28 protein-coding genes are annotated in these 25,177 nt (G+C 64.1%); 20 read left to right on the forward strand and 8 right to left on the reverse strand.

From position 1 onward, the window contains the following. Positions 1 to 136: 136 nt before the first annotated feature. The 4 genes from radC (at position 137) to HX774_RS04155 (ending at position 2,624) form a co-directional block, all read left to right on the forward strand. Positions 137 to 874: a DNA repair protein RadC gene (radC, locus tag HX774_RS04140; RefSeq protein WP_178824469.1), complete on the forward strand. Its 738-nt coding sequence runs from the start codon at positions 137 to 139 to the stop codon at positions 872 to 874. Next, entirely contained in the window at positions 871 to 1,395 is a 525-nt protein-coding gene (locus tag HX774_RS04145; protein WP_178824471.1) for a GNAT family N-acetyltransferase, read from the forward strand. Before radC ends, HX774_RS04145 begins: the two co-directional genes overlap by 4 nt. Positions 1,396 to 1,461: 66 nt before the next feature. Then, positions 1,462 to 1,704 carry a BolA/IbaG family iron-sulfur metabolism protein gene (locus tag HX774_RS04150; RefSeq protein WP_114818382.1) on the forward strand — a complete coding sequence of 81 codons (243 nt, stop codon included), beginning with the start codon at positions 1,462 to 1,464 and terminating at the stop codon, positions 1,702 to 1,704. Between the two features lie 2 nt (positions 1,705 to 1,706). Beyond that, a complete protein-coding gene (locus HX774_RS04155) occupies positions 1,707 to 2,624 on the forward strand; it encodes an aldo/keto reductase (RefSeq protein ID WP_178824473.1) in 918 nt (305 codons plus the stop codon). 3 nt (positions 2,625 to 2,627) lie between these two features. On the opposite strand, the gene cysQ is transcribed toward HX774_RS04155, so the two are convergent. Then, positions 2,628 to 3,413, reverse strand: coding sequence for a 3'(2'),5'-bisphosphate nucleotidase CysQ (cysQ, locus tag HX774_RS04160; protein ID WP_178824475.1), 786 nt, complete (start codon positions 3,411 to 3,413; stop codon positions 2,628 to 2,630). 89 nt (positions 3,414 to 3,502) lie between these two features. Between cysQ and chpT the strand changes: the two genes are divergently transcribed. From chpT to HX774_RS04175, 3 genes are all read left to right on the forward strand, one after another. Next, positions 3,503 to 4,195, forward strand: a complete 693-nt coding sequence (gene chpT, locus HX774_RS04165) for a histidine phosphotransferase ChpT (protein WP_178824477.1) — start codon at positions 3,503 to 3,505, stop codon at positions 4,193 to 4,195. Positions 4,196 to 4,282: 87 nt separating this feature from the next. After that, the gene (locus HX774_RS04170) at positions 4,283 to 4,666 is read left to right on the forward strand and encodes a response regulator (RefSeq protein WP_178824479.1); all 384 of its coding nucleotides are present in this window, start codon (positions 4,283 to 4,285) and stop codon (positions 4,664 to 4,666) included. Further along, complete coding sequence (locus HX774_RS04175) at positions 4,663 to 5,478, forward strand: protein-glutamate O-methyltransferase CheR (protein WP_178824481.1); 816 nt, start codon at positions 4,663 to 4,665, stop codon at positions 5,476 to 5,478. The genes HX774_RS04170 and HX774_RS04175 overlap by 4 nt, the downstream gene beginning before the upstream one ends. On the opposite strand, the gene HX774_RS04180 is transcribed toward HX774_RS04175, so the two are convergent. Continuing rightward, positions 5,475 to 6,842 (reverse strand): metallophosphoesterase, encoded by a 1,368-nt coding sequence (locus HX774_RS04180; protein WP_178824483.1) that lies wholly within the window; start codon positions 6,840 to 6,842, stop codon positions 5,475 to 5,477. The genes HX774_RS04175 and HX774_RS04180 overlap by 4 nt on opposite strands. Positions 6,843 to 7,091: 249 nt before the next feature. Here HX774_RS04180 and HX774_RS04185 point away from each other — a divergent pair, with 249 nt between their 5' ends. From HX774_RS04185 to HX774_RS04200, 4 genes are all read left to right on the forward strand, one after another. Continuing rightward, positions 7,092 to 9,335: a TonB-dependent receptor gene (locus HX774_RS04185; protein ID WP_178824485.1), complete on the forward strand. Its 2,244-nt coding sequence runs from the start codon at positions 7,092 to 7,094 to the stop codon at positions 9,333 to 9,335. 113 nt (positions 9,336 to 9,448) lie between these two features. Beyond that, positions 9,449 to 11,347, forward strand: coding sequence for a M20/M25/M40 family metallo-hydrolase (locus tag HX774_RS04190; protein WP_178824487.1), 1,899 nt, complete (start codon positions 9,449 to 9,451; stop codon positions 11,345 to 11,347). Positions 11,348 to 11,392: 45 nt separating this feature from the next. Continuing rightward, entirely contained in the window at positions 11,393 to 12,415 is a 1,023-nt protein-coding gene (locus HX774_RS04195; RefSeq protein WP_178824489.1) for an NAD-dependent epimerase/dehydratase family protein, read from the forward strand. 329 nt (positions 12,416 to 12,744) lie between these two features. After that, positions 12,745 to 13,023 (forward strand): hypothetical protein, encoded by a 279-nt coding sequence (locus tag HX774_RS04200; protein WP_178824491.1) that lies wholly within the window; start codon positions 12,745 to 12,747, stop codon positions 13,021 to 13,023. On the opposite strand, the gene HX774_RS04205 is transcribed toward HX774_RS04200, so the two are convergent. The 3 genes from HX774_RS04205 to HX774_RS04215 all read right to left on the reverse strand — a co-directional run bounded on the left by HX774_RS04205 (position 13,020) and on the right by HX774_RS04215 (position 14,811). Beyond that, positions 13,020 to 13,631: a recombinase family protein gene (locus HX774_RS04205; protein WP_218650264.1), complete on the reverse strand. Its 612-nt coding sequence runs from the start codon at positions 13,629 to 13,631 to the stop codon at positions 13,020 to 13,022. The two genes, HX774_RS04200 and HX774_RS04205, sit on opposite strands and share 4 nt — an antisense overlap. An 86-nt stretch (positions 13,632 to 13,717) precedes the next feature. Then, a complete protein-coding gene (locus tag HX774_RS04210; RefSeq protein ID WP_178824493.1) occupies positions 13,718 to 14,371 on the reverse strand; it encodes a YoaK family protein in 654 nt (217 codons plus the stop codon). Positions 14,372 to 14,436: 65 nt separating this feature from the next. Next, positions 14,437 to 14,811, reverse strand: a complete 375-nt coding sequence (locus HX774_RS04215) for a hypothetical protein (protein WP_178824495.1) — start codon at positions 14,809 to 14,811, stop codon at positions 14,437 to 14,439. Positions 14,812 to 15,332: 521 nt separating this feature from the next. Here HX774_RS04215 and HX774_RS04220 point away from each other — a divergent pair. From HX774_RS04220 to HX774_RS04235, 4 genes are all read left to right on the forward strand, one after another. Beyond that, positions 15,333 to 17,192 carry a hypothetical protein gene (locus HX774_RS04220; RefSeq protein WP_178824497.1) on the forward strand — a complete coding sequence of 620 codons (1,860 nt, stop codon included), beginning with the start codon at positions 15,333 to 15,335 and terminating at the stop codon, positions 17,190 to 17,192. Then, positions 17,168 to 17,860 (forward strand): hypothetical protein, encoded by a 693-nt coding sequence (locus HX774_RS04225; protein WP_178824499.1) that lies wholly within the window; start codon positions 17,168 to 17,170, stop codon positions 17,858 to 17,860. Before HX774_RS04220 ends, HX774_RS04225 begins: the two co-directional genes overlap by 25 nt. Positions 17,861 to 17,921: 61 nt before the next feature. Then, entirely contained in the window at positions 17,922 to 18,122 is a 201-nt protein-coding gene (locus HX774_RS04230; protein WP_178824501.1) for a hypothetical protein, read from the forward strand. Positions 18,123 to 18,418: 296 nt separating this feature from the next. Beyond that, on the forward strand, positions 18,419 to 18,814 hold the full coding sequence (locus tag HX774_RS04235; protein WP_178824503.1) for a cupin domain-containing protein: 396 nt from the start codon (positions 18,419 to 18,421) through the stop codon (positions 18,812 to 18,814). A gap of 394 nt (positions 18,815 to 19,208) precedes the next feature. Here HX774_RS04235 and HX774_RS04240 read toward each other — a convergent pair whose 3' ends face one another. Then, positions 19,209 to 19,646, reverse strand: coding sequence for a hypothetical protein (locus HX774_RS04240; protein WP_178824505.1), 438 nt, complete (start codon positions 19,644 to 19,646; stop codon positions 19,209 to 19,211). 25 nt (positions 19,647 to 19,671) lie between these two features. Between HX774_RS04240 and HX774_RS04245 the strand changes: the two genes are divergently transcribed. Next, positions 19,672 to 21,015 carry a hypothetical protein gene (locus HX774_RS04245; protein WP_178824507.1) on the forward strand — a complete coding sequence of 448 codons (1,344 nt, stop codon included), beginning with the start codon at positions 19,672 to 19,674 and terminating at the stop codon, positions 21,013 to 21,015. A 163-nt stretch (positions 21,016 to 21,178) separates the two neighbouring features. On the opposite strand, the gene HX774_RS04250 is transcribed toward HX774_RS04245, so the two are convergent. Continuing rightward, positions 21,179 to 21,577, reverse strand: coding sequence for a hypothetical protein (locus tag HX774_RS04250; RefSeq protein ID WP_178824509.1), 399 nt, complete (start codon positions 21,575 to 21,577; stop codon positions 21,179 to 21,181). A gap of 524 nt (positions 21,578 to 22,101) precedes the next feature. On the opposite strand from HX774_RS04250, the gene HX774_RS04255 reads away from it, so the two are divergent. From HX774_RS04255 to HX774_RS04270, 4 genes are read left to right on the forward strand one after another with little or no spacing between them, the layout of a single operon-like run. Continuing rightward, the gene (locus HX774_RS04255; protein WP_218650265.1) at positions 22,102 to 22,422 is read left to right on the forward strand and encodes a hypothetical protein; all 321 of its coding nucleotides are present in this window, start codon (positions 22,102 to 22,104) and stop codon (positions 22,420 to 22,422) included. Further along, on the forward strand, positions 22,419 to 22,865 hold the full coding sequence (locus tag HX774_RS04260; RefSeq protein WP_178824513.1) for a hypothetical protein: 447 nt from the start codon (positions 22,419 to 22,421) through the stop codon (positions 22,863 to 22,865). Before HX774_RS04255 ends, HX774_RS04260 begins: the two co-directional genes overlap by 4 nt. 55 nt (positions 22,866 to 22,920) lie before the next feature. Then, positions 22,921 to 23,151 carry a DUF6626 family protein gene (locus tag HX774_RS04265; RefSeq protein ID WP_178824515.1) on the forward strand — a complete coding sequence of 77 codons (231 nt, stop codon included), beginning with the start codon at positions 22,921 to 22,923 and terminating at the stop codon, positions 23,149 to 23,151. Continuing rightward, positions 23,148 to 23,561, forward strand: a complete 414-nt coding sequence (locus HX774_RS04270) for a hypothetical protein (RefSeq protein WP_178824517.1) — start codon at positions 23,148 to 23,150, stop codon at positions 23,559 to 23,561. The genes HX774_RS04265 and HX774_RS04270 overlap by 4 nt, the downstream gene beginning before the upstream one ends. Here HX774_RS04270 and dcm read toward each other — a convergent pair. Further along, positions 23,558 to 25,177 (reverse strand): DNA (cytosine-5-)-methyltransferase (dcm, locus tag HX774_RS04275; RefSeq protein ID WP_178824519.1); only part of this gene is annotated, 1,620 nt, incomplete at its 5' end. The genes HX774_RS04270 and dcm overlap by 4 nt on opposite strands.

Below are 25,177 nucleotides of genomic sequence, written 5' to 3' on the forward strand. Positions count from 1 at the left end.
CCCGCCCATCCCCGCAGAGGCGGGGACCCAGAGCTATGGCCCCGCAATCCAGCGCTTGATCCCTGCGCCGGACAAGTTAGCGTCCGGTCCCAGGACTGGGTCCCCGCCTCCGCGGGGATGAGCGGATGGGGGCATCGTGTCCGACGGCGTCACGGGAGCAATTCCAAAGCAGGCCAGGCCGCACCACGCCGGTCATCGTGAGCGGCTGCGTGAACGCGCGCGCGGCGCCGGCATCCACCACCTGCCTGACTATGAGCTGCTGGAGCTGTTCCTGTTCCGCAGCCAGCCGCAGGGCGACGTCAAACCCATCGCCAAGGCCCTGCTGACCCGCTTCGGCTCGCTGGCCGCCGTCCTGGCGGCCTCGGTCGAGGATCTGATGACCGTCCGCGCCGAGGACTCGCGCGGTCGCTCCAAGGGCGTCGGCGCCGAGACCGCCCTGGACCTGGTCGCCCTGCACGAGGTCTCGCGACGTGTGACCAAGGAAGAAGCGAACAAGCGCACCGTCATCACGTCGTGGACGGCGCTCCTGGCCTATGTCCGCCTCAGCCTTCAGCACGAACCGCGCGAGCAATTCCGCGTCCTCTATCTCGACAAGAAGAACCAGCTGATCCTCGACGAGATTCAGAACCGGGGCACGGTCGACCACGCCCCCGTCTATCCGCGCGAAGTGGTGCGCCGGGCGCTGGAGCTGTCGGCCAGCGCCATGATCATCGTCCACAACCACCCCTCGGGCGACCCGACCCCCAGCCGCGCCGATATCGACATGACCAAGCAGGTGATCGAGGCCGCGCGCGCGCTCAGCCTCCAGGTCCACGACCACCTCATCGTCGGCCGTGAAGGCGTGGCCAGCTTCAAGCAACTGGGTTTGATGTGACCATTCTGACCACCGCCCGCCTGACCCTGACCCCCGTCGCCGTCAGCGACATGGACGACCTGATCGGCCTGTGGGCCGACGCCGACTTCACCCGCCACATCATGGGACGCGGTCTGTCGGAGGAAGAGGTCTGGTTCCGACTGCTGCGCGACCTCGGACACTGGCAGGCCAAGGGCTACGGCAACTGGACCATCCGCGAGACCGGCAGCGGCGCCTATGTCGGCAGCGTCGGGGTGCTGGACTATCGCCGCGAGATGACGCCGCCTTTCGATGCGCCCGAGCTGGGATGGGGCGTCGCCCCTGCCTTCCAGGGCCTGGGCATGGCGTACGAGGCGCTTCAGACCGCCCTGGCCTGGACCGACGCCTATCGGCTGGAGCCGCGCACCGTCTGCATGATCTCGCCCGAAAACGCCCCCTCGGTGAAGCTGGCCCAGCGGGTCGGCTACCGCCCCTATGCCGAGACCGACTACAAGGGCTCGGCCGTCACCCTGTTTGAACGCCCGCGCGCGGTTGCGGGCTGACAGACGGCGCAGACCTCTCTAGGTTTTACAGTTCAGATCCGATCCGCCGGTTTCGAGAGTAGCTTCATGCCCATGTCCGCCGATGTCCTGCGCGCCCACCTGGTCGAGGCCTTCCCCGATGCGGACATCGCCATCGAGGATCTGGCCGGCGACGGCGACCACTATCGCGCCCGCATCGTCTCCACCGCCTTCAAGGGCCTGCCGCGCGTGCGCCAGCATCAGCTGGTCTATGGCGCGCTGAAGGGCCAGATGGGCGGCGAACTGCACGCCTTGGCGCTGGAGACTTCCGCCCCCGCCGAGGCCGGCTGAGCATGCGGTATCGCCCGTTCGGCGCCACGGGCGCGGCGGTTTCCAATCTGACCCTTAGCCTGGGGCCCGACGCCCTGGGGCGCGGCCGCACCGCCCTCAGCGAACTGATCTTCACCGCGCTCGAGGCGGGGGTGAACAGCTATCACCTCGAGAACGCCGACCCGGTTCTGGCCGAGATCGTCGGCGAGGCCCTGGGCCATGTCGAGCGGCGGCTGGTCTGCGTCGGCGTCACCCTGGGTCTCGGCGACGACCGCAGGAAGGGCTTCCGCGACTTTTCGGCGGACGGCCTCAGCAGTTCGATCGACCGGGCGCTGCATGCCTCGGGTCTGGGCTGGTTCGACGTGGCCGTGCTGGACGAACCCGCCGACGACGAACTGCCGCAGGCGTCGCTGATCGCGCTCAAGGCCCTGCGCAAGGCCGGTCACATCAAGCTTCTGGGCGTATCCGGCGACTCTCCGGTCATGGATGTCTATGTCTCGACCGGGGCCTTCGACGTCCTCTACACGCCCTTCCACGCCAATGTGGAGTGGCGCATCCGGTCGCGAATGCGGGCCGCGCGCGAACGCGACATGGCCATCTTCACCTACGACTACTTCCCCGAAAGCCTGTCGACCGAGCGCAAGGCCGCAGGCGCGGGCGCGCCCCCCAAGAAGAAGGGCTTGTTCGGTTTCGGAGCGAAGCCGGTCGAGCAGGGCCTGGTCAACGCCGGCTCCTTCGCCTTCCTGCATCAGACGCCGAACTGGAAGGCCGAAGAGATCTGCCTGGCCTTCACCCTGACCGACCCGGCCATCGCCAGCGTCATGGTCCAGGCGATCAACCCGGAACGGATGGAGGCCCTGGCCGGCGTGCCCGAGCGCGACCTGCCGCCCGGCCTGTCGGCCCAGATCGAAATGGCCCGCGTCGGCTCAGCCGTCGCCTAGGCCCTAGCCGCCCATCGCCACGAAGGGACCGTTGAGGAAGGCCGGCTTGCCATAGGTCAGCCGCTGGCCGTCCGCGCCCAGAACACGACCGCCCGCCGCCTCCAGCACCGCCTGGCCCGCGGCCGTGTCCCACTCGCTGGTCGGGCCGGTGCGTGGATAGGCGTCGAAGCGGCCCTCGGCGATCAGGCAGAATTTCAACGACGAGTCCGTACCCTGCCACTGGCTGCAGCCGTGACGCGCGGCCAGGCGGGCGGCCTCATCGTCGGTCATGCTGTGGCTGAGCAGGGCGATGCCCTCGGCCGGATGCGGACGGACCTTGATCGGGCGCCAGGCCTCGCCGAAGACGCGGCGCGCCGCGCCCTTGCCTGGAGCCGTCGAGGCCCAGCTGACGCTCGACGCCGGGGCCGTCACCACGCCCGCGACGGGGGCGTCGCCGCGGATCAGGGCGATATTGACGGTAAAGCTCTCGCGGCCCTGAACAAAGCCCTTGGTGCCGTCCAGCGGGTCGATCAGCCAGAACCACTCGCCCACCGAGGTCGGCGCGCCGTCGGCGGCCACGGCCTCTTCGGCCACGGTCTGCACCCCCGGCCAGCGCTCGCTCAGCCGTTGCAGGATCAGGGCCTCGGCGGCGCGGTCCGCTTCAGTCACAGGGCTGGCGTCGGACTTGGTCTCGACCGCCGTGCCGACCCGCCAGTAGGGCAAAATCAGACGCGCAGCCTCCTCGGCGATGTCGGTGATGATCTCGGCGAGGGCGCCGGAAGCGAGGTCGGTCTCAAGAGCGTGCGTCATGTCTCCGCTTCGATAGCCCATGCGCCCGGTTTCAAGAACCGGCAAATCAGGTCAGCCTTAACCATTCCTGATTGCAGACCGTCCGAGCGATGACCCTTTCCGATTTCTCCGCACAACCGACCGCAGCCGAACCGGCTGCCGCCGACCTGCCCGCAGCGAGGGCCGAGCTGGCCGCCTTCATCGCCGGCAAGCTGTGCCACGACTTCATTAGCCCGGCGGGCGCCATCATGTCCGGCCTGGACCTGCTGGAAGACCCCACCGCCCAGGACATGCGCGACGACGCCATGAGCCTGATCCGCCAGAGCGCCCGGAAGATGGTCGCCCACGTCCATTTCGCCCGTGTCGCCTTCGGCGCCGCCACCACCAGCGAGCAGTTCGTCTCGGCCGAGTTGCGCGGCCTGGTCGCCAACCTGTCCGAGGGCGGCCGCGCGACCCTGGACTGGCGCATCAACGACGCCGAGACCTTCACCAAGCCCGAGGCCCGCATCCTGATCAACCTGGCCTGGATGACCCTGGGCGCCCTGCCGACCGGGGGCGTCGCCACCATCACCGCTCGGCGCGAGGACGGCCGCCTGCTGCTGGTCGGCTCGGCCGAGGGCGCCCGCGCCCGGCTCAAGCCCGAGGCCCTGACCGGACTGAAGGGCGAGCGCCTGACCGAGGGTCTGGCTGGCCAGTGGATACAGCCCTACTGGCTGTGGCTGGCGGTCGACGAGGCGGGCGGGCGTCTGGATCTGGCCTGCGAAGAGGGCCGCGTCGGCCTGATCGCGCGCACGCCCGCATAAGGTCTCCGCCCGCCATCGTCTGTTAACGCCCCTGAACGATCATGACGCGAAGCCTGACGTCATTTCGCGCCAAACGAGATAAAGCCCTTGCACCCCCAGACCTGCTTGATCGTCGATGACAGCCGGATCATCCGCAAGGTCGCGCGCCGCATCGTTGAAGGCCTGGGCTTCGAGGTCGATGAAGCCGCCGACGGCGTCGAAGCCCTGACCTACTGCATGGGCGCCATGCCCCATGTGGTGCTGCTGGACTGGCAGATGCCGGTCATGGACGGGCTGAGCTTCCTGCGTCGCCTGCGCGACCTGCCGGGGGGCCGCGCCCCCAAGGTCCTGTTCTGTTCGGTCGAGACTCGCGCCGACCGCATCGCCGAAGCCCTGTCCGCAGGAGCCGACGACTATGTTATGAAGCCGTTCGACGGCGAGATCCTGCATTCCAAATTCGCCGAAGTGGGAGCTATTCAGTCGCCGTCATGACCCCCGAGGACTTCGATCGCCTTCAGACCCTGCTGGCCACACGCGCCGGCTTCCGGCTGACCCGCGACCGGATGCATCTGGCTGAGCACCGCCTCGGGCCGGTGGCGCGCCGCGAGGGCTATCACAACGTCGAGGCCATGCTGGCGACGCTGTGGAACAAGCCGATCGCCTCGCTGGGCTGGGCGGTGATCGAAGCGCTGCTGAACGGCGAGACCTGGTTCCGCCGCGACCGCGCGGTGTTCGACGTCTTTTCCCGCGAACTGATGCCCGCCCTGACGGCGGCGCGTCCCGGCGGCAAGGTGCGCCTGTGGTCCGCCGGCGTCTCCACCGGCCAGGAAGCCTATTCCCTGGCCATCGCCGCGCTGGAGAACAGCGCCGACGTGGAGATCGTCGCCACAGACCTGTCGCGGCAGGCGATCGAAAAGGCCCACTCCGGCCTCTACACCTCGTTTGAAATTCAGCGCGGCCTGTCGGCCCGGACCATGCTGCGCTGGTTCGAGCAGGTCGAGGATCACTGGCGCGCCCGTCCCGAGCTGCGCAGCACGGTCAGGTTCGAGCGCGCCAACCTGCTGGACGAACCCGCCGACGACCGCCCGTTCGATGTCATCTTCTGCCGCAACCTTCTCAGCGATCTGGAACCGGCGCACCGCGCCCGCGTGCTGGACCAATTGGAGCGCCGACTGGTGGATGACGGCTGCCTCTTCCTCGGCGTCGATGAACGGCCCGAGGGCGACAGCGTCGCCTTCCGTCCGGTCGCCGGTCGCAAGGGTCTCTATGTGAAGGCGCCCTCGGCCCTGCGTCGCGCGGCCTAAGCCCTCAAAAGCCCCGAAACCGCCGCCGCCTTGACCCCGACGCCTGGAACCGGGCTGAAGACCAGATCGGTCACGCCGAAATACTCGCCCTGGTTCATCGCGCACCAGTCGGTCGTGACCAGACGCACGGTTGCCCGGCTCGCCACGTCCCCTGCCGCTCCATAGACAAAGTCGCCGCTGCGCTCGGCCAGCGGCATGGGCCGGTCCTGATTGGCCCGCGCCATCAGGTCCGCCAGCCGCGCGACCGGAACCTCGGCGACCATCAGCTTGCCGTCGAAGCGCACCACGGCGTCGAAATCATAGCGCGTCACTGGCCCCGCAGGCAGGCCGGTCCCCAGCGTCGTATGCCCGATGAAGCCCGCCTCCACGCCCGCCGCAGCGGCCATGGCGGCGGCGACGGCGCGGCCAGTTTCGCCCAGGGTCAGCGCGCGCGGGCTGACGCCCAGCACCCTCTTCTCTTCGGCGGTCAGGTGCGTGGCCAGGGTCGTGGCGATCAGGTCGGCGAGGCGCGGCGACGGGGCGGCGTCTCGGTCCACCGCCGTCGAGACGACGTCGATCCGTCCGTCCTCGAACAGGGTCGCTGTCGTATAGGCGTTGCTCCACGACCCGGTGTGGGCATAGGCGCTGCGGCCCTGTTCGTGCTGGAACATCAGGTGGTTGTGCCCGCCGATCATCAGGGCGCCGTCGGGCAGCAGAGGCAGAATATCGCGATCACCAGCCACCCCCGCATGGCTCATCACCAGCCTCAGATCGGCGCCGTCCAGCAGGCGGGTCAGATTTGCTTTCGCCCAGTCGCCCGGCTCGGGGATCGACAGCCAGTCGCGGCTGGTCTTGGGATAGGTGTTCAGCGAATCCGTTCCCGCCCCGACGATCCGCAGCGACCGCTGGCCCAGAGGCACGGTCACGGCGGCCTCGGCGTAGGGCTGGCCCGTGCGGGCGTCGATGATGTTGCTGACGACGACGATCCCCAGCGACCGCATCCGCGCCACCACCTCATGCAGGTCCGGCGTCAGGTCGTTGTCGTGGTTGCCCAGGTTGACCACCGTGGGCGCCAGCTTCGGCAACTCGCCCAGGAAGGCCCAGTCTATGGCCCCGCTGGATCGCACCGAGACGACATTGCCATGCTCGAAGATGTCGCCGTCGATGGCGATCAGGTGCGGCGCGTCAGAGCCCTCGACCTCGGCCTCCAACGCCGCCAGCAGCTGGCCCGTCCGCTCATAGGCCGAATGCAGGTCCGACATGGCCAGAACCCGGCCCAAGACCCGCGGTCCAGTCGCCGGCGCCAGCGCCCCCAGGCCCGGCGCCGCAGCGGCGACGGCCATCAGCTGAAACAGACGGCGACGATCAAGGTTGGAGGTCGACATACGCAGGTCCCTGTCAGGCCGCGCCCGGCGCGTCGAGAGGGTCCTCGCCAAAGGCGGCGCAGCCCTGCCGTTTGGCATGGGACATGGCCCTGCACAATGCCGCAAGCGCCCCGAGGTCCTTCAAACCGTCAGGTTTTTGGGCAGCGTGTTCCTGTCGCGAAAGCTTCATCGAACATCCGTTCTCCTGACTGGAAAAAGCGTCGCCGTGAACCTAGGCCCTCGGCCAGTTTCAACGAGGACCCTCCCCCCATGTCCCCTCGCCTCTCCGCCCTCGCCGCCTCCGCCAGCGGTCTCGCCCTGCTCATCGCCGCCCCGGCCATGGCGCAAACCGCCGCCCCCGCCGAACAGGCCGTCGCCATCGACGAGATCGTCGTCACGGCCCAGCGTCGCAGCGAGAACATCCGCGAAGTGCCCTTCGCCGTCACGGCCATGAACACCGAAGCCCTGAACACCCTCTCCTCGGGCGGCGGCGACATCCTGCAACTGTCCGGCCGCGTCCCCAGCCTGCAGGTCGAGAGCTCGAACGGCCGTTACGCCCCGCGCTTCTACATTCGCGGCCTCGGCAACGTGGACTTCGACTTCAACGCCTCGCAGCCGGTTTCGGTCGTGCTCGACGACGTGGTGCTGGAGAACGTCTACCTGAAGGGCTTCCCCCTGTTCGACGTGAAGCAGGTCGAGGTTCTGCGCGGTCCGCAAGGCACCCTGTTTGGCCGCAACACCCCGGCAGGCGTGGTCAAGATCGACACCGTCAAGCCCGGCGACGACTTCACCGGCTTCGGCTCGCTGGCCTATGGCAACTATGGCTCGACCCGCGCCGAAGTCGGCGTGACCCTGCCCGCCTCGGACACCCTGTCGGTGCGCGTCGCCGGCCTGTGGAACCACCGCGACGACTGGGTCAACAACGCCTATGACGCCCCCTTCGCCAAGAAGGACGGCAAGGACCTCGGCAACTTCGATGACTTCGCCGGCCGCGTCCACGTCGCCTGGACCCCGACCGAACGCCTGTCGACCCTGCTGACCCTGCAGGCCCGCGACTACGAAGGCACGGGCACGATGAACCGCGCCAACGTCCTGTCCAAGGGCTCCAACGAGTTGAACGACCGCTTCGACCGCGACACGGTCTATTATGACGGCGGTCGCAACAACTATCAGAAGCAGCAGACCACCTCGCAGTCGCTGCAGGTCGCCTACGACTTCGGCCCCGCCACCCTGACCGGCGTGGTCGGCTCCTATCAGGGCTCCTCGGCCGGCAACGGCGACATCGACGGCGGCGTTTGGAACGATCCGGTCAACAGCGGTCCGATGATCTTCCCGTCGGAGACCGGCACCCTCTCCAGCGACCTGATCCAGAACACCTATGAACTGCGCCTGTCGTCGAACGGCGACGGCCCGTTCGGCTGGCAGGTCGGCGCCTTCTACTGGGACGAGCGCTTCAACCTGGTTTCGGCCAATTTCAACGGCACAGGCGGCATCATGCCGACCATCATCACTGATATCGTGCAGAAGTCGGATTCCTGGTCGATCTTCGGTCAGGGGAACTATCAGGTCACCGAGGCCCTGAAGCTGACGGCGGGCGTGCGCTACACCGACGACAGCCGCGACTTCCGCGGCCAGCGCATTCTCGGCGCCCCGCTGGATGTGACCGAGTCCGTCGGCGACGAGCAGGTCAGCTGGGATGTCAGCGCCCTGTACGAGGTCAACGACAGCCTCAACCTGTTCGCCCGCGTGGCCAGCGGCTATCGCGGTCCGTCGATCCAGGGGCGCATCGCCATGTCCAACGTCGTGACCACCGCCGACTCTGAGACCGTCATGTCCTATGAGACCGGCTTCAAGGCCCGTCTGTGGAACGGCCGCGCCCGTCTGAACGCCACGGCCTACTTCTACGAGGTCTCGGACCTGCAACTCACCGCCATCGGCGGCGCCGGCAACTTCAACCAGCTGATCAACGCCGACAAGGGCGAGGGTTACGGCGTTGAAATCGACGGCGACGTCTATCTCGGCGCCGGCTTCAGCCTGGCCGGCGGCTTCGCCTGGAACCACACCGAGATCAAGGACGCGGACCTGTTCGTCGGCACCTGCGGCGCGCCCTGCACCATCACCGATCCGACGGTGACGGTGGGGACCCCGAGCAAGGTCCTCGCCAACATCAACGGCAACCCCTTCCCCCAGGCGCCGGAATACACCGCCAATCTGACGCTGAACTACGTCCGCCCGATCGGCGACGATCAGGAGTTGTTCGCCTCGACCGACTGGGTCCTGCGCCAGGACTTCAACCTCTTCCTCTATGAAGCGGTCGAGTTCCGTCAGGACACGCAGTTCGAGGGCGGTCTGCGCGCGGGCTGGCGCGACCTGGGCCGTGGCCTCGAAGCCGCCGCCTATGTCCGCAACATCACGGACGAGGCCAACATCCTCGGCGCTATCGACTTCACCAACCTGACGGCCTTCGTCAACGAGCCGCGCATGTACGGCGTGGAGCTGTCGAAGCGCTTCTAAGCCTCAAGGGCGGATCGCATCGGAGGGCAGCGGCGGGGAGACCTGTCGCCGCCCTCTTGCCATCCGGGCTCCGCTTGGCCCTACTGCCTCCCGGATCGGGGAGGATCTTTCACATGCGGCTGGCCCTGCTGTTCGGATCGCTGACGCTCGCCTTCCTGCTGGCGGTCTGGACCACCCAGGTCCCCGAACCCCGACCCGCCGACGCCCCCGCCGACGCCTTCTCGGCCGCACGGGCCATGACCGACATCGAACAGATCGCCCGCGCCCCGCATCCGGTCGGCTCGGCCGATCACGCCCGCGTCCGCGCCTATCTCACCGACCGCATGACCCAGCTGGGCCTGTCGCCGCAGGAACAGGTCGGCCCCCTGTCGCCCGGCGCGATCCAGCGCCTGAAGAAGGAGCGTGGCGATCCCGAAGCGGCCAATAATCAGGCCATCAATCTGATCGGCGTCCTGCCCGGAAAAGACCGCAGCCAGTCCGCCGTCATGCTGATGGCCCACTATGACACCGTGGTCGGCTCTCCCGGCGCGGCCGACGATTCCACCGGCGTCGGCGCCGTGCTGGAGGCCGTCCGCGCCATCCAGGCGCGCGGGCCGATTGAACGCGACCTGGTCGTCCTGCTGACCGACGCCGAGGAACTGGGCCTGGACGGCGCCCGCATCTTCTTCGGCGGGCACCCCTTACGCGACCGCATCGGCGCCGTGGTCAATCTGGAGGCGCGCGGCGGGGGCGGACGCGCCGCCATGTTCGAAACCGGGCGCGAGGCCGGCCCCACTGTCGACCTGTTCCGCCGCGCCGCCGCCCGCGCCGACGGCGGGACCACCGCCACCTCGCTCGCCGTCTTCATGTACGAACAGATGCCCAACGGCACCGACTTCACCATTCCCAAGGATCGCGGCGTCGGGGGTCTGAACTTCGCCTTCATCGGTCGCCCGGCCCAGTACCATTCCGCCGACGCCACCCCCGCCAACCTCGATCTGGGGGCATTGCAGCACCTCGGCTCTCAAGCACTGGAGGCCGCCGACGCCCTACTGCGCGCCCCGGCCCTGCCCGCCAAGGGACCGAACACCGTCTATGCCGACGTCTTCGGTCGCTGGATGCTGAGCCATTCGGCGGCGACGGGCTGGGGCTTGCTAGGCCTGACCGCCCTGCTCGGCGGCTTCGCCGCCTGGCGCGCCCGTCGCGGGACCCGCCTGAACGCCGACCAGATCGGGCGCGGGAAGCTGGACGGATTGTGGTTCCTGTCCGCCGGACTGGTGCTGGCCCAGGCCGTGCGCCTGCTGGCCGGGCCGGCCGCCAGCCGCGCGACGTCATCCGAGACCTATTACGTCCTGCTGCGTCGCCTGCCGTGGATGGAGGCCGGCGCCGTGCTGAGCATTCTGGCTCTGGCCCTGCTGTTCCTGACCGATGCGCGCCGTTCGCGCCCCCGCGCGGTCGCCGGAGCCGTCGCTGTCCTGACCCTGCTCGTCCTGCTGATCGGCGGCTTCAGCCCCATCATGCTCGGCGCGGGCCTGATCGCCGCCGCCCTGTCGCTGTGGCCGGTCAAGGCCCCCGCCTCCACCACCGCCTCAACCTGGGGCGGCTGGCTCGGCCTGATCGCCCTCGTCTTCCTGCTGGGCTGCATGGTGCAAGGCTTCGCCCCCGAAGCCGCCCTGCTGTTCGTCTGGCCCGCCCTTCTAGCCGCGACCGCAGCGGCGCTGGCCGCCCTGATCAGTCCCGACCTGACTCGGCCCGCCAGCCTGATCCCCACAGCCGTCGCGGGCGTGGTCGGCGGCGCCTGGCTGATGGGGCTGGGCCATTTCGTCTTCCTCGGCGTCGGCATGGACCTGCCCGGCGCCCTGGCCCTCATCGGCCTGCTGGTCCTGCTGTTCCTGCGCCCGCTCAGCCCGCACGTCGGCGCGATCCGGCCGGTCCTGATCGGGGCGGCGGCCTGCCTGGTCCTGGCCTGCGGTCTCAGCCTGGTCGCCCGTTTCGTTGAACCGACGCCCGCCGTGGCGGAGGCCCTGCCCTGACCGCCGCCCGCTGGCGAAACCGCGTCCAACCGTCTATCGAGCCTCATGTCCCACGATCCCGTTCTCGTCACCGGCTCCGCCGGCTTCATCGGCTTCCACACCGCGCGTCGGCTGCTGGAGCGCGGCGAGACGGTCATCGGCCTGGACAATCTCAACGCCTATTATGACCCGGCGCTGAAACACGCCCGTCTGGCCCAGCTTCAGGCCTATCCGACCTATCGCCACCATACGCTCGACCTCGCTGACCGCGCCGGTGTCGCCGCCCTGTTCGCAGAGGACAAGCCGCGCCGCGTCGTCCACCTCGCCGCCCAGGCCGGGGTCCGCTACAGTCTCGAAGCGCCCGAGACCTATGTCGATTCCAACGTCGTCGGCTTCCTCAGCATCCTCGAGGGCTGCCGCGCGGTTCAGGCGACCAGCCTGGTCTTCGCCTCGACCAGCTCGGTCTTCGGCGCCAACGCCGCCCTGCCGTTTTCGGTGCGCGACCCGGCCGACCATCCGCTGACCGTCTATGCGGCGACCAAGCTGGCCAATGAGGCCATGGCCCATTCCTACGCCCACCTGTTCGGCTTCCCGGCCACGGGCCTGCGCTTCTTCACCGTCTATGGACCGTGGGGCCGCCCGGACATGGCCCTGTTCAAATTCACCCGCGCCATCCTCAAGGACGAGCCCATCGACGTCTACGGCGAAGGCAAGATGAGCCGCGACTTCACCTACGTCGACGACATCGTCACCGGCGTGGTCGCCGCCCTGGACCGCCCCGCCGCCATCGACCCGACCTGGGACGCCACCGCCCCCAACCCGGCTACCAGCGGCGTCGCTCCCTGGCGCATCCTCAACCTCGGCGCCGGCCGCCCCGTCGCCCTGATGCGCTACATCGAGGTGCTGGAGGAGAAACTAGGCCGCAAGGCCAGGCTAAACCTCATGCCCATGCAGGACGGCGACGTGGCCAATACCGAGGCCGACGTCGCCGACACCCTCAAAGCCCTCGACTACGCCCCCTCGACCCCGGTCGAAGACGGCGTTGGCCATTTCGTCGACTGGTACTGCAACTTCTACCGCGAGAATTGACGCGCGGGGCGCGCGGCGCGCGCGTCGTCTTTTATGCGATACTGGGAAATGCCCTGGTGGAGCCGAGGGGAATTTTTCCTCCCCCTTCTCGACCGACTGGTAGGCCGAGCTATCGGCTGCTGATGGGGCGGCGTCGTCAGCCATGATGATGCTCCGCGACTCAGATGGATGAGCCGCGAAGCTGAGTCCTCTGGCGGTCTGGGGTCAACGTTTCGAACGGACTTCCACGACCGTCTCTGACGTTAGGCGGCGACGCTTTCCTGACGATCTTCCATGGCTATGGTCAGCAGGTCGCGGCAGGGCGCGGTCGAGTGGGGAGAAGGTCAGCGATGTGGAAACTGGATCACGTCGTTTCGGCGTCTGCTGTTGATGTCGAGGAGCGGCGCCTTGCCGAAGTGCTGGCGAGCGCGGGCTACGATGTCGGGAAGCTGACATTGAACGGTCTAGCCCAGCAGGTGTTGGCCGAGCGGGCGAAGGCCACGGTGATGGACATCGGGATCGAGCCGTCGAACTGGCCACACTTTCCGCTGGGCAATGGCGGCGTCGAAGTGCGCTTCCAGTTCAGCCGCGAAGAGGATCAGGTGAACGCGAGGCTGGCATTGGTTTAGGCGGCGACGCTCTCCAGACGGTCTTCTCCAACCGTCTTCAGCGTGCGGGCAATGGTCGTCACCGTGGTCGTGGACGCACGATGGAGCCGGGCGGTGGCGCGGATGCCCAAACCGTCTTCCAACGATTTCCTGATCGCTTGAGCACGGTCCTGCGGCATCGGCTTGCGACCGCTTTTCTTGGTCGTCCTCCGCAAACCGGACATGATGCGCTCACGGATCATGGCGCGTTCGTAGGAGCTAAAGACCGAGAGCATCTGGAACATCATGGCGCCGGAAGGCGTCGAGGTGTCGAGGCCCTGCGTGTGGACATAGAGGTCCACGCCTTTGGCTTGGATGTCGCCGAGGAAATGGATCAGGTCGGGCAGGGACCGTCCGATCCGACAGACCGAAAAACAGGCGATCTGGTCGAAGTCCTTCCGGGCGACACCCTTCAGCAGGTTGTCGAAGCCGGGCCGTTTGTCGCGGCCTTTGGCACCCGAGATGCCTTCATCGACGAAGGTGGCGGCCACCTCCCAGTCCTGACGCTGGGCGACGGCCAGCAGGTCGCGGAGTTGGTTTTCGACGGTCTGGTTTTTATCCGCCGTGCTCACACGACAGTAGATCGCCACGCGCTTGGTCAGGGGTGTTCTCCGATCCGATGTTGGGAGAACAGACTCTCATGGATTGGCAGGGCGTCAACGAGATCGGGGGCGGTCTATGCTGATGCGTGATCGGGGTTAACCCCCAGTCTGTCGGCCAATACGGCGCAGATGGCTGCGGCTATTGCGGCGGCGCCTAAAGCGTCCAGACCGAAATGCCGGTAGGCTATCGTTCCCAGCAGACCTCCGACCAGTAGACCGAGCCAGAGCAGCAGATGGGGAAGCCAACCAAGTCGGTCGCCCCCGAGCAGAGCCGTGGTGATGGCTTTGCCCAGCTTGACCAATGTCCCTGTCATGTAGGTCACGCCGATGCGAACCTCGCCCTCTTCGACGAAGACGGCATTCACCGCACCCATCGCGAAAACCATTTCCACGACAGCGAAGTCCGTGGCCCCGAAGTGAGCGGTGACGGCGGCAAGGCCCAGCAGCACGGCCACGATTATCAGGACCATGGGACGTCGATGGGATTTGGCCAATCTACCGACCACGGCCCCCAACATCACCCCGATGACGAAGAGGCCGACAAGGCCCGCAGCTACTCCTGCTGCTGCCCAGTCGTTCGCCAAGCCTACTCCGATCCGGGTCGTATTTCCGCTCATGAAGGAGACGAAGAACCCGCCCAAGCTGACAAAGCCGATAGCGTCCACATATCCGGCGATGCTGGACAGGCAAGCCGCCAGCAGCCGCACTTGTCGATCATAGCGGGTCATGGACTTCACCTAACATCGACGCCCTCGGAGCGACGCGCGCGACCTTAAACTGAAGGTGGCGTCGTCTAATCCAGCGGGATGATGAACATCTGGCTGTAGCCATGGTGGCCGTCGCTCGTGGGGAAGACGACGAAATCGTCACCCGCCTTTTCAACCGCGTCGCGCACCACATCATTGAAAGCATCGGGCTGGGCAGGATTGGCGATCAGGAAATAGCCGTCCTTGTCCCGCCTAACGTCGTAGGCGGTAGACGCTTCCAACAGCCTGTCGAGAAATCGCCCCATAGGCGAATAGAAACACTGCTCACCGAACGCTTCAAGCTTCACGGGAACGAAATCGCTGGCTCGGGAAGCACTTGGGCGTGGGTTACGCATTTTTACGTAACGCGCATGTCCTCTGCCAGCCACAGACCGTCGCTGAAAACAGATGATGTCGGACACGAAATATCGATCACGCCACGACTGGGTTTGCGGGCCGTGAAACATCGCCAATTCCACCCCCGTTTGGGAGAACGGTTGCGGCGGCCTTTTCGGGCGATCTTCCAGCCAAAGACATCGTGATCAGGCTGGAGCCTGTTTCCATCGACCATCAAGGCGAGCGCACTGCGCTCACCTGCGTCTGGCCCTTTCGCCTTCGTCATGTCCTCGCCTCTGGCTCGGACCTGCCGGTCGAAAGAGCGCAGCCGAGTTCTAAAATCAGGTGAGAACCAAATCCCCTCTTTTAGTGACCTTGCTAGGATACCTTATAAGGAAGGCCACTAAAGGAGGGCTTTTGAAGAGAGCCGATTGGTCGCTTCGCTCCTCTCTCAAAAGCAACACGACCCGCGTAGATATAAATGCCGCCGCGACACTTCATCGACTATAAATAGAACGTGGCGGACAACGCTGGAGGTCATGTTCCAGCGAGATCAGCAGGTCGATCCCGTCCGTCACATCATATTCTGACCTGACGAGACCTTTACGTGAATCATTTTGAACCCCTCTGGGCGAAATATTACGCCCCACACCTGACCAAGACCGAGATCGGCCAACTCCGAAGAGCCAAAGAGGGAAGCCAGTCGATCCTTCTCGCTGACATCATCCAGAAGCAGGGCTTCGATGCTGGGCGGCGTGTCTACATGCCAGTGGCCACCAAAAAGGATGTGCCCGGCAGGAACCACTACGTCGTGGCGGGTCTGATCGAAGAGCATGGCGACACCGACTGGGACCAACAGTGCCTGTTCGCGAACACACTGCGGATCGCCACCCCGAACGATGATGACTACGCAACGCCCAAGGCTCGCGTTGTCGTCGCCCCACTTCATATCCTGACCATCGAGTTCGATGACCGGAACATAGCCTTTTTCCAGCAGCAGCTCGGCTGGCTACGCTCGTCTGGAACCAAACTCGATAGCGTGGTCGGCCAGTTCGTGGCCCATTTGCGGGATCGCTATGCCGACGTCGCTGGACTGACCGTCGTCTATTCCGGTCACAAGAGCCTCCATTTCCACTTCGTGCTTGCGACCGAGTTTCTGACTGGCGCGGTGCCCGAGCCGACCAGTGCGCGATTGGGTTTTCAGAAGGCATGGGATCGGCTGCGAGACGAGTTCGAGAATTTCGCAGCCTTCAATCTTGCGGCTGGAAAGAAGGCAGACACATCGCTGCGCCAACCCGAGAGTTTCCGCCGTATCCCGGGCGGAATGCGGCTCAACGACAAGCCCGACCACATCTTCGACGTGCCGGTCGGTGAGCCTCTCTTTCAGGGCGTGATGTGGGAGCATCTTCCGCTGGCAAGGCGTGGCGGCGGCAAGGGAGCGTTGCTGGACCCTGCTGATTTCATGATGGCGCCAATCAGCCCTCGACGGATATCAGCGCAGGCCACGGCCAAAACACCAGCGGCCCAAACCGGTGAGGACATCCACGCCTCACTAAAGCTGGCTGACATCTTCGACGGCATGACAGGTCAGCCAAGATTCTCACACCTTGACCGTTCGTCTGGCGAGCCGGTCGCCTACTTCTACAATCATCCAGCCGACCAGAACGCGACATCGGTGATGCGAGCTGACTTCGCCACCGTTCTGGTCCAAGGCGCCAATCCACTGAATCTGACCAACGTCTCTGACGTCACCCATGGTCTCCTGATGAACCGTCTACCGCGCCCGCTGGGCGACATGCTGGATATCTGGTCAGATGATTTTCACCGCCAGCACGTCGGACCGGGCGGACGTGTGCGCTCGACGGTCGAGGCCGAGTTCGCCGAACAGGCGAGGGATCACAAGACGGCGACAGAGGCGATGTCAGCTATCCTGATCGGAAGCCTTACGGAAAATGTGCGAAGGCCAGAGACGCACCTGCTCTGTGCGCCGGAAGGCATCAGCAAGACCCGCAGCCTGATGGCCGCCGCTCCAGACCTGATTGCCAATTTTCGTCGTGAGGGGTTGCCGTCGTGGTTGATGTTCGCCTTCCCGACCTACAAAGGCGCCGAGGAAAAAGCAGCGGAGTTCTCCGCGCTCCACGCCGACGATATGGGCGACATGGTGCCTGTGGTGGTCCGTTCTTTCGACCGGATTTATCGAGACCTGTGCCCTGACCCGCAGAAACGTCTTTCCCACGAGCGGGCAGCAATGGGTGGCTACGACTCCAGAATGGAGATGATCAGGGCAGAACAGAGCAGAGTGGCGCAAGCAATTGATGGTGGGAGCAGATCACAACGGGAGAGAACTTCGAGTATGGCCGCTGCCAAGACAATGGCGGCGACATCTACGCATCAGCCAACAATCGACGCTGGCATATCTGCCGCCGGGACTGGGCAAGCGACGTGGCGCACAAGACCGCAATCCTAACCACAGAGTTCGTGCCGCTTATCCTCGCCGAACGCGCTGGAAGTTGGAGCACGACATGCCTCGACGCCCCGCACCTGCCCAAGGACGTCGTGTCAACCAGACCGAATAGAAGCCTCAACACACGGTCCGCCTCTCTGCATGTTGAAGCAGCACGTGGTGATATTTCTGGCCCCGTCCTCGCCATCGGGAACAGGCTCAAACACCTCGACGACGTTGACACACACGCATCGGCCAAGGGGTCGAACGCCTACATTGGAAAGGATGTCGTTCAGACGATGACGATGATGGCGCCAGAGCAATATGCCGAACATCAGGCCCTCAACGCATGGACGGGTCGCGTCGATCTCGCGCGCATCGCTCACATCGACCAGTTCAACCAGACGGCTGGGCGCAATCTCGGATTCCGAAAGTCGGGCAACGTATCGCACCAGTTGCTGATCAACCGCCGCCTTTTCGACTGCCTGACGCCGGTGATTAGCTATGCCCGCTACGACATGATGGATGATTGCGTGGAAGTGTCGCAGAAACTCCAACGTAGGAAGTCTCGCAAGGCCGAAAGCAAGAAGGCTACGCGGCGGCGATCTCCGAAATTGGCTCAACTCGCGAAGATGTTGAAAGCGGACCAACGACGGCAGCAACTAGCGGGTGGTCTCACTACGCGCCGCTGAAGCCCGCCTTTACGGCGCCCGGCAGGTTAGGTATCACCGATTTCTCATCGGGGAGAAGGTCATGTCGTTTAATAGTTTGGTCGATAATCTCCGCTCCTTCTCGTGGAAGGATTGGGCCTTGGTCGCCATGGTCGTCGTCGTATTCGCGGCGCTGTTCGGAACGGTCGGTCTGACGATGGGACCGCTAGTTGGCTACCTCATGGTGCTGGGTCTGCGACGGGCCAAGGCCAACCGACAAGGCCGCTCACATCTGACGCGATGATCCAATCACGGCCCGTCCCTCGTGCTACCAGCATCGCGCGGCAGTTCGCTTACGACCTCATGGTTCGTCCGTGTCGTCTGGCCTCTTTGGCTGAAAGGCCATGATCAGCCAGATCAGCCCGCTCAAGCCCAAGATCGGAAGAGCCGTGCCCATGTGAATGTCCCTCCCGGCGGGGAGGTTGGCAGGGGCAGAGGCAGGAGCCAAGCCCTATGGGGAGCGGTTCACATTGACGCGGATCAATGGTTTCCGACCGTCTGGCATGGTAGCGTTGCCGTGACGCATTAATGGAGAGCGCGATGAAGGGCTTCGTCGATGACATCGACCGGTTGACGGTCGAGAACAAGGACTTCCGGCGGGTGCTCTACACCGGCAAACACCTCCAGTTGGTGCTGATGGCTCTGCGACCGGGCGAGGAGATCGGCGAGGAAGTCCACGACGATCACGACCAGTTCTTCCGCATCGAGAAGGGCGTGGGCGAAGTCTGGATCGATGGGCAGCGGACGAAGATCAAAGCCGATGACGCGATCATCGTCCCGGCGGGCGCCCGCCACAACGTCATCAATACCGGCGACAAGAAGCTGAAGCTCTACACGGTCTATGGCCCGCCGGATCACAAGGACGGGATTGTCCGCGCCACCAAGGCTGAAGCCGAGGCAACCGAAGAGCACTTCGACGGAGCCACAACGGAATAGGCATCAGCCGACACCGATGTCATCCTCGTCCTATTCGATGAAGTGTAGGAACGTCGATTTTTGAGACTCGCGCGATCAATCGCTTTGTGTCCCAATGTTGACGTTTGGTCACCCTCACTGACCAACACGCAGCCCGGCAAGTGGATCAAGTCTGCGCCCCCCCGCCATCGCTTGAACCCAGCCGGGCTGTCCTTTTTTGTGAGGTCAAGCTTGGGGTTTTTGATGGACGGATACACGTTCTACCCGCTGCCAAGTTCTGCGAGCGGACGCCAGTTCAGCCCCGCTATGCTCCCTTCGGATGAGGTCGCCATAGCACGTGCGACGGCGGCCCTACGCGACAGCCCGATCACCCGCGAAGTGGCGATCTGGAAAGGCTATCGGTTCGTGGCGAATGTCAGCAAGGATCGGCGCGCATAGCGTCGGAAAGTCCGTCCGTTTTGGTTGACGGACTCGCCTTCCATGAGACCCTCGAAGCTTCACAGCACATGAGGGTCATTTGCCGGATCAGCCGCTCCGTTGCCTTGCCGTTCGCGTCCTGAAGGATGTCGGGGGCGAGATCGACAACATTGAATTTGAAGCCTTTATGAACGATGTGGCTGGTCGCCATCAGTGGATCAGCACCACGGAATGGCTGTTCGTCGAACCGCCCTTGGACGCTGACGGAATTGAGACCCTCCCGGTCGTCCTCCCGCAAAATATGGCCGTCAAAGCTGTCCTCGCTGACCTGACCAATCTCGAACCGCGTATTCTGACGGATCATCAAGTCACGCCCGCTGAAGGGCGGAAATGGCGGTGGGTGGCGTTCCAAATCGCACCAAATCCGCAGGGTCAAGGCTACTTCCCGTGGGAGCGCATCAATGCTTGAGCCGGGTTTGTTGGGCTGGGTGACCGGAGCCCTTGTACTGCTGGATGATATTGAACCGGGTCTTTTGGCGCGCGTGTTGACTGCGGCACCGCAGCGGCGCCAAGCAATTTTTGCGGCAATCTCTACGCGGGAGATTAAAGCAGGTGTTGCCGATGTCGGGTCCGAACTGTTCTCGCCGACGTTCGCCGAAGTCGTCCGCTATGGCCGCGCCATGGACATCCTTCGGCACGCGTATGGCGACATCCCCGCTGGCTTGCCGGGCATGCTTGAGCGTGTGGGCGAGAAGCCTCTGCCACGCGCGAAGGATTACATCGCGATCTATGATCTGCTGATCAGCGATGATGCTCGCGGCGCCAACGCCCTGCGCGGTTCTAGTCGGATCACCTGTCGGAAGTTGGAGGTTTTGGCCGCGCTCGATCCGCGCTGGCGGCACGCCAACACGCTGAACAGGATCGACACTGGCGTCGAGGCTATGACGTTCAACTCGGCGGTTAAGTTCGTCCAGTCGGTGAACTCCAAGGCTACCGACGACGCGGTAGCGGGAGCTATCGGGCTCATGCGGCCAACATCGACGCTGCCTCGGCTGCTCGAACGTTTCCTGCGACGGGCGGATCAGTTGCCGCCCCACCCGCTCGGTGACGGCGACAATGAACTCCGGCCCCTATCCACGACGCACAATCTCTTGAAAGCTAGCCGGAAATATAAGAACTGCCTCGCTCACCGGCTGTCTGAAATCGCGGCTGGAAAGATGGCCATCGCAGAATTTAGAAGTGAAATTCTGCTGGAGTTCCAGCCCATGACAATGGGGGCCGGATGGCTTCTGTGGTCTGCTCACGGCCCCCGTAATGGTCGCGTCGCCCTCGACCTCAAGGATGCGGCTGCGGGCGCCTGTGAGAGGCATGGCGTGCCGAGCGTCCAAGACCGTTACCTGTGCGGCGGCAGTCCAGTGTGCGGTTCTCAGCCAGTTTTACCAGTTCGAGCCTTGCCGCTGCTGCCGATGCGGTCGGGCAAGGGTGACCTGCGGAACAGGTTTCATCGATCTCGCGCGCGGCGACCGCATGTAGACGGACCCGAGTTCCGTCCGCACACCGCAGGGTGTCGCCGTCGTGGACATTGGTCGCGCGGCAGGAGAACGACGTCTCCGATGCCGTGCTCGTCGCCACGGGTAGCGGTTGGGCTTGCGGCGCAGCGGTCGGCAACGACCATGGCCACCATAGCGCAGCGAAAAATCCTACGATGGCGACAGCGGATGCCATGCCTACGACGCTCCAATCGACGCCCGCCCGAGTGGGTTGGCGCGCAGTTCTCGACGACATCATCCAGCGCATCAGCGTAGGCGCCGCAACGACTACTATCGGGCCGAGGAAGAAGATTGCCACCGCCCATTCGTCGGGCAGTCCCACCTTGGTCACCCCTACCGTCGCGGCCAACCAGCCCAACAACAGAAGGGTTCTGGTTGAGTGATTGAGCCGACGCGGGCGGCGGCGCCGAGCCTTCATTTACGTGAGTCTGCGTAGGGCGCGCGCGTTTTGGCGTCGCTTCCTTCCAAACAGACGGAAGGCCCAACTGATCAGCCATGCCAGCCATACTTGCCGACGCTTGCCGTCATCTTTGAACGCGAAGGGATAGGCATGGGCGTCGGTCTCGATGTCGCCGGTGGGTTGGGCGACACGGGCCTGATAATCCGCCTCAAACGCCTTGAAATCCTTATAAACGACAAAGGCGAGATATCCGGCGAGACCCAAAGCGATGAGGGCGGGAGCCAGCTTCGCCACAGGGACAGCGAACCCCTTCGCGCCCATTGAGCCTACACCTGCCGTCGATAGTGCCTCGACAACAGGGGCGGGGATGCCGTGGAGATAGCAATATGCTCCAGCAGCTACGGCAGCGATGGTCACGGCAGCAGCCAGAACGGGCACTGTTGCGGGCGCAGTCGCGGCAGCGACGGCGGCGGCTGGTAGTTGGGCGAGAACGCCAGCCGCAGATGTAAACGCCGTCACGATAGGTGCGCCGACGAAAGTCCCGCCCAGATACGATCCGCCATAGGACAGTATTGCGCCTCCCGAGGAGTGCGCCACCAAGGCAAGCCCAGCCACTGTCAAAATCGCCATTAAGTCCCCCGTTAATTGCGAACAGCAATTTCACATCGATGGAAGCTCGGCAATGGCAAGCAGTGGTCTTTGCCTCTTGTCTATGCTGGCTGTAAGGCGGCAGATAAATGGGCGGTATAGATAGCCGTTTTTTTCCCCAGTGCGTTGAACGCATCCAACTGTTAAATTGGCTGGAAGCCCACGGTCAAGGCTGGGAACACGACTGACGGCGAAAAAGATACCGAACAGCCTCCTTTACGTCCTTGACAAGGTCCCCATACGCCTCCTATCTAGACTGGTAAGGAGGCGATATGCCTCCTATATAGGAGGGAATGATGGCATCATTTGATGATTTTAAGGCGACAAAAAAGGGCGTGGCTGTGGGAGCGATATTGTTCGATCACGACTGGCAGGTCGAAATGGTTTGTCTGGCCAAGCATGGCCTGCCCCCGGCGCAGGCTGTAGGCGCCGAAATCTTGAAGAGGGTGGGAGCGCTTAATGACACCGAGAAGCAGCACGTCGGGCGCTGGATCAGAGACATCCTCGCCACCAAGGGGTTCAAGCCGATCTCCAAGGGTGCCCGCGTTGCAGCGGGAAATCTGTTTTCTCGCGCCGCGCTGTATGGTCGGATCGAAGCCGGAGAAAATGCGTGATGGCAAAGAAGTGGACGCTCGTAGAACTGGCAGGGATGTCGGTCCACCAGAGGGCCGAGCTCTACAAAAATGCATCGCGCCTCGGCGATACGCCTGACGGTGCCGAGTTGAAGGCGCAGATAGAAGCGGCGGGGCTTCCCTATTCCGACGATGCCGCCTTGAAAGGCGATGACCCCATCACGCTCACTATGATTAGGGTGGTCTACTCGCCGGAAGGCCGTGAAGCCGCAATCACCGCGACGAAGGCTGGAGAGGCTGCGATGGCAGGTGTTGATCCGCTTCTTCAGGCCGCGCTCGGCGTTGATTATGGTCCGCACAACTTTGGGACTGTTCGCGCGGGAGAGATCGTCGGCACTCTTATGCGCTCACTCGGCTATAATCGGGCACCCAACAAAGAGCTGCCCCCGCACTGCATAGCCAAAACCGCCGCTACTTGGGCCTGATGCGGGCACATTGGACGCTGCGATAAAGATAAATATCGGAAAGGAGACTTCCGATATGGACATCTATCACCTCTTCCAGCGGTGCGGCCTCACGGATTCGCAGCGGCATTTCAGCAGTGCTTGGTTAAATAAGGCAGAAAACTATACCAGTCTGCGCGGAGCCCGAGGCCCGTCGAGCGACGCGTTAATCGAACTGTTCCAAAATCTCGTCCGCGAAGGTCGGCTGATGCTCGCGGCGAGGGTGGCGTGGGCCGTGCTGTGGCTCAAGCCGGAGGCGAGGCGATGAGCATCCATCACGTCTTCCAGTTCCCAAACGACGATGAGGCGACGTTGGAAGCGGTGCTCGGCCAAACCAAGACCGGGGGGATCATCTCCAGTCCGATGAACGACATGCTCCTGATCTGCTCGACCGAGGTTGAAGCAGTGTTTGTTCGGTGCGGTCTGGGTCTACGACCCGCCACCAAGACCGATCTGCTCGTCCCGGCGGATGATCTAACGACGGTCGCCGGGTGGCTGATGCAGGCTGGTCTGATGGCGCGCTGCGACTGGGCGGCACTTGAGCATCTGGAGTTCATGAACGTCGCCGCTTTCAAGCGGACAGTCGAGGTTTTCAGCGACATCGTTGGGCATGAGCCTAACTCCCTGCCGCTGAACCTTTGGCCCGACGTCTTTCGCCCAAACGTGCGGACGGTTTAAGCGGCATCCTCGATCAACTCTTGCTGGACCGAATGACCGGCTCCATTATCGTTCAATCCAGTGCCATACTGCCCGGCGGCCAGACGCTCACCAGCCATCTGGCAGTAGGCCGCCGACTGTTCGATGCCGATGATACGATGTCCATCCGTCAGGGCCGCCACAGGATGGGTAGCATAACGACTGATTGCTTTAGCGATGTAGCGACCGAGTTCGACTGGAACAGCGTTGCCGATCATCTGGTCCTGCTCCGTCTTGCATCCGGCCCACTGGAAACCGACCGGAAAGGTCTGAATCCTAGCGCGATGTTCCTGCGTGAGGGCTTCGACTTTCGCCGGGTGTTCGGTATCTCCTGCGTGTCGCTTGTGCGTTTTCGGCACTGGGCGGTTGACGCCTCGAATCGTCGGCGACGGTTCATCAACTGAAAACACGGCCCTGCGCGCATAGTTTCTTGGGTGCCGGTAGTAGTGATCGAAATCGATTTCTGATCCCATATAATCTCGCACGGTCATCGCCTGACTGGCGAAGCTTTCATCAAGGAAAGCGTTCAGAACTCCATCTTCTCCATCCAGAATACCGATACAGAAAAAGCGCTTTCGCTTCTGCGGAACGCCGCAAAGGCTCGCATCGAGAACGCGCTCGGTGAGGCCGTAGCCCGCCGACTTGAAGATTTCGCGCGCAGCGCGGTAGGCGACGCTCGAAGATGCGCGTCCAACATTCTCCATAACGAACATGCGAGGCCGGATCGCAGAGACGATCTCGGCGAACGTCCGAGTCAGATTCGCTTTGCCACCCTCTGAACGACTCCCCGCCGATGAGAATTCTTGGCAAGGCGGGCCGCCCGCAATCAGGTCAGGCGCATAGGGTCGGATTGCATTGACTGCCAAAGCCACATCGGTGAGGTCGAGTTCAAAGACCGGATGATCAAAGTTCAAGCGATAGGTTTCTACGGCCCGATTCCAGAAATCGAACGCAGCGACCACCTCGTGACTGGCGAGTTCGAAACCGAGCGACAAGCCGCCAGCGCCGCAGAACAAATCGACTACTTTTAGGGCGCCAACTTCCTCCACCCGCGCATCGCACTTGTTCACCAATCGCTGGGCAGGCGCGGCGGGCAACCGGAGGCCCTCCGTTGCCATGAGGCCATCGAGGGCGACGGGAACCTGTTCGATCTTTGGCAGAACATCATTCGCGGCAACAGGCGTCGTTGGGGAGGGCCGTTCGCCCCCCCCAGCCGCAGCGAGGATGCGAGCACGGCCCTTCTGGAACCACATCGGATCGCGTTCGACGCCGATGAAGCTGCGGCCCGTGCCCATGGCAGCGGCGCCGGTCGTCCCGCTGCCATAGCAGTGGTCCAGCACCACATCGCCGCGATTGGAGAAGGTGCGGATCAGATATTCCGCCAACGCTTGCGGCTTCTGGGTGGGGTGGCCGTGGTTGCGCTCGCTTTTGAATTTCAGCACCGAGCGGGGGTAGTTGCCGCTATCGTTGACCCACTCATTCTTCGTGTAGCTGTCGCGATAGACTTCGCCGACCGATCCACGTCGCGTCGCCGAATCCTCACCGTGAAGAGCGTCGCCGCCTAAACCAATGCCAGCTTCGCGTTCACCTGATCCTCT

It is taken from the genome of Brevundimonas sp. P7753 (assembly GCF_013386595.1).
In the GTDB taxonomy this organism is placed as follows: domain Bacteria; phylum Pseudomonadota; class Alphaproteobacteria; order Caulobacterales; family Caulobacteraceae; genus Brevundimonas; species Brevundimonas bullata.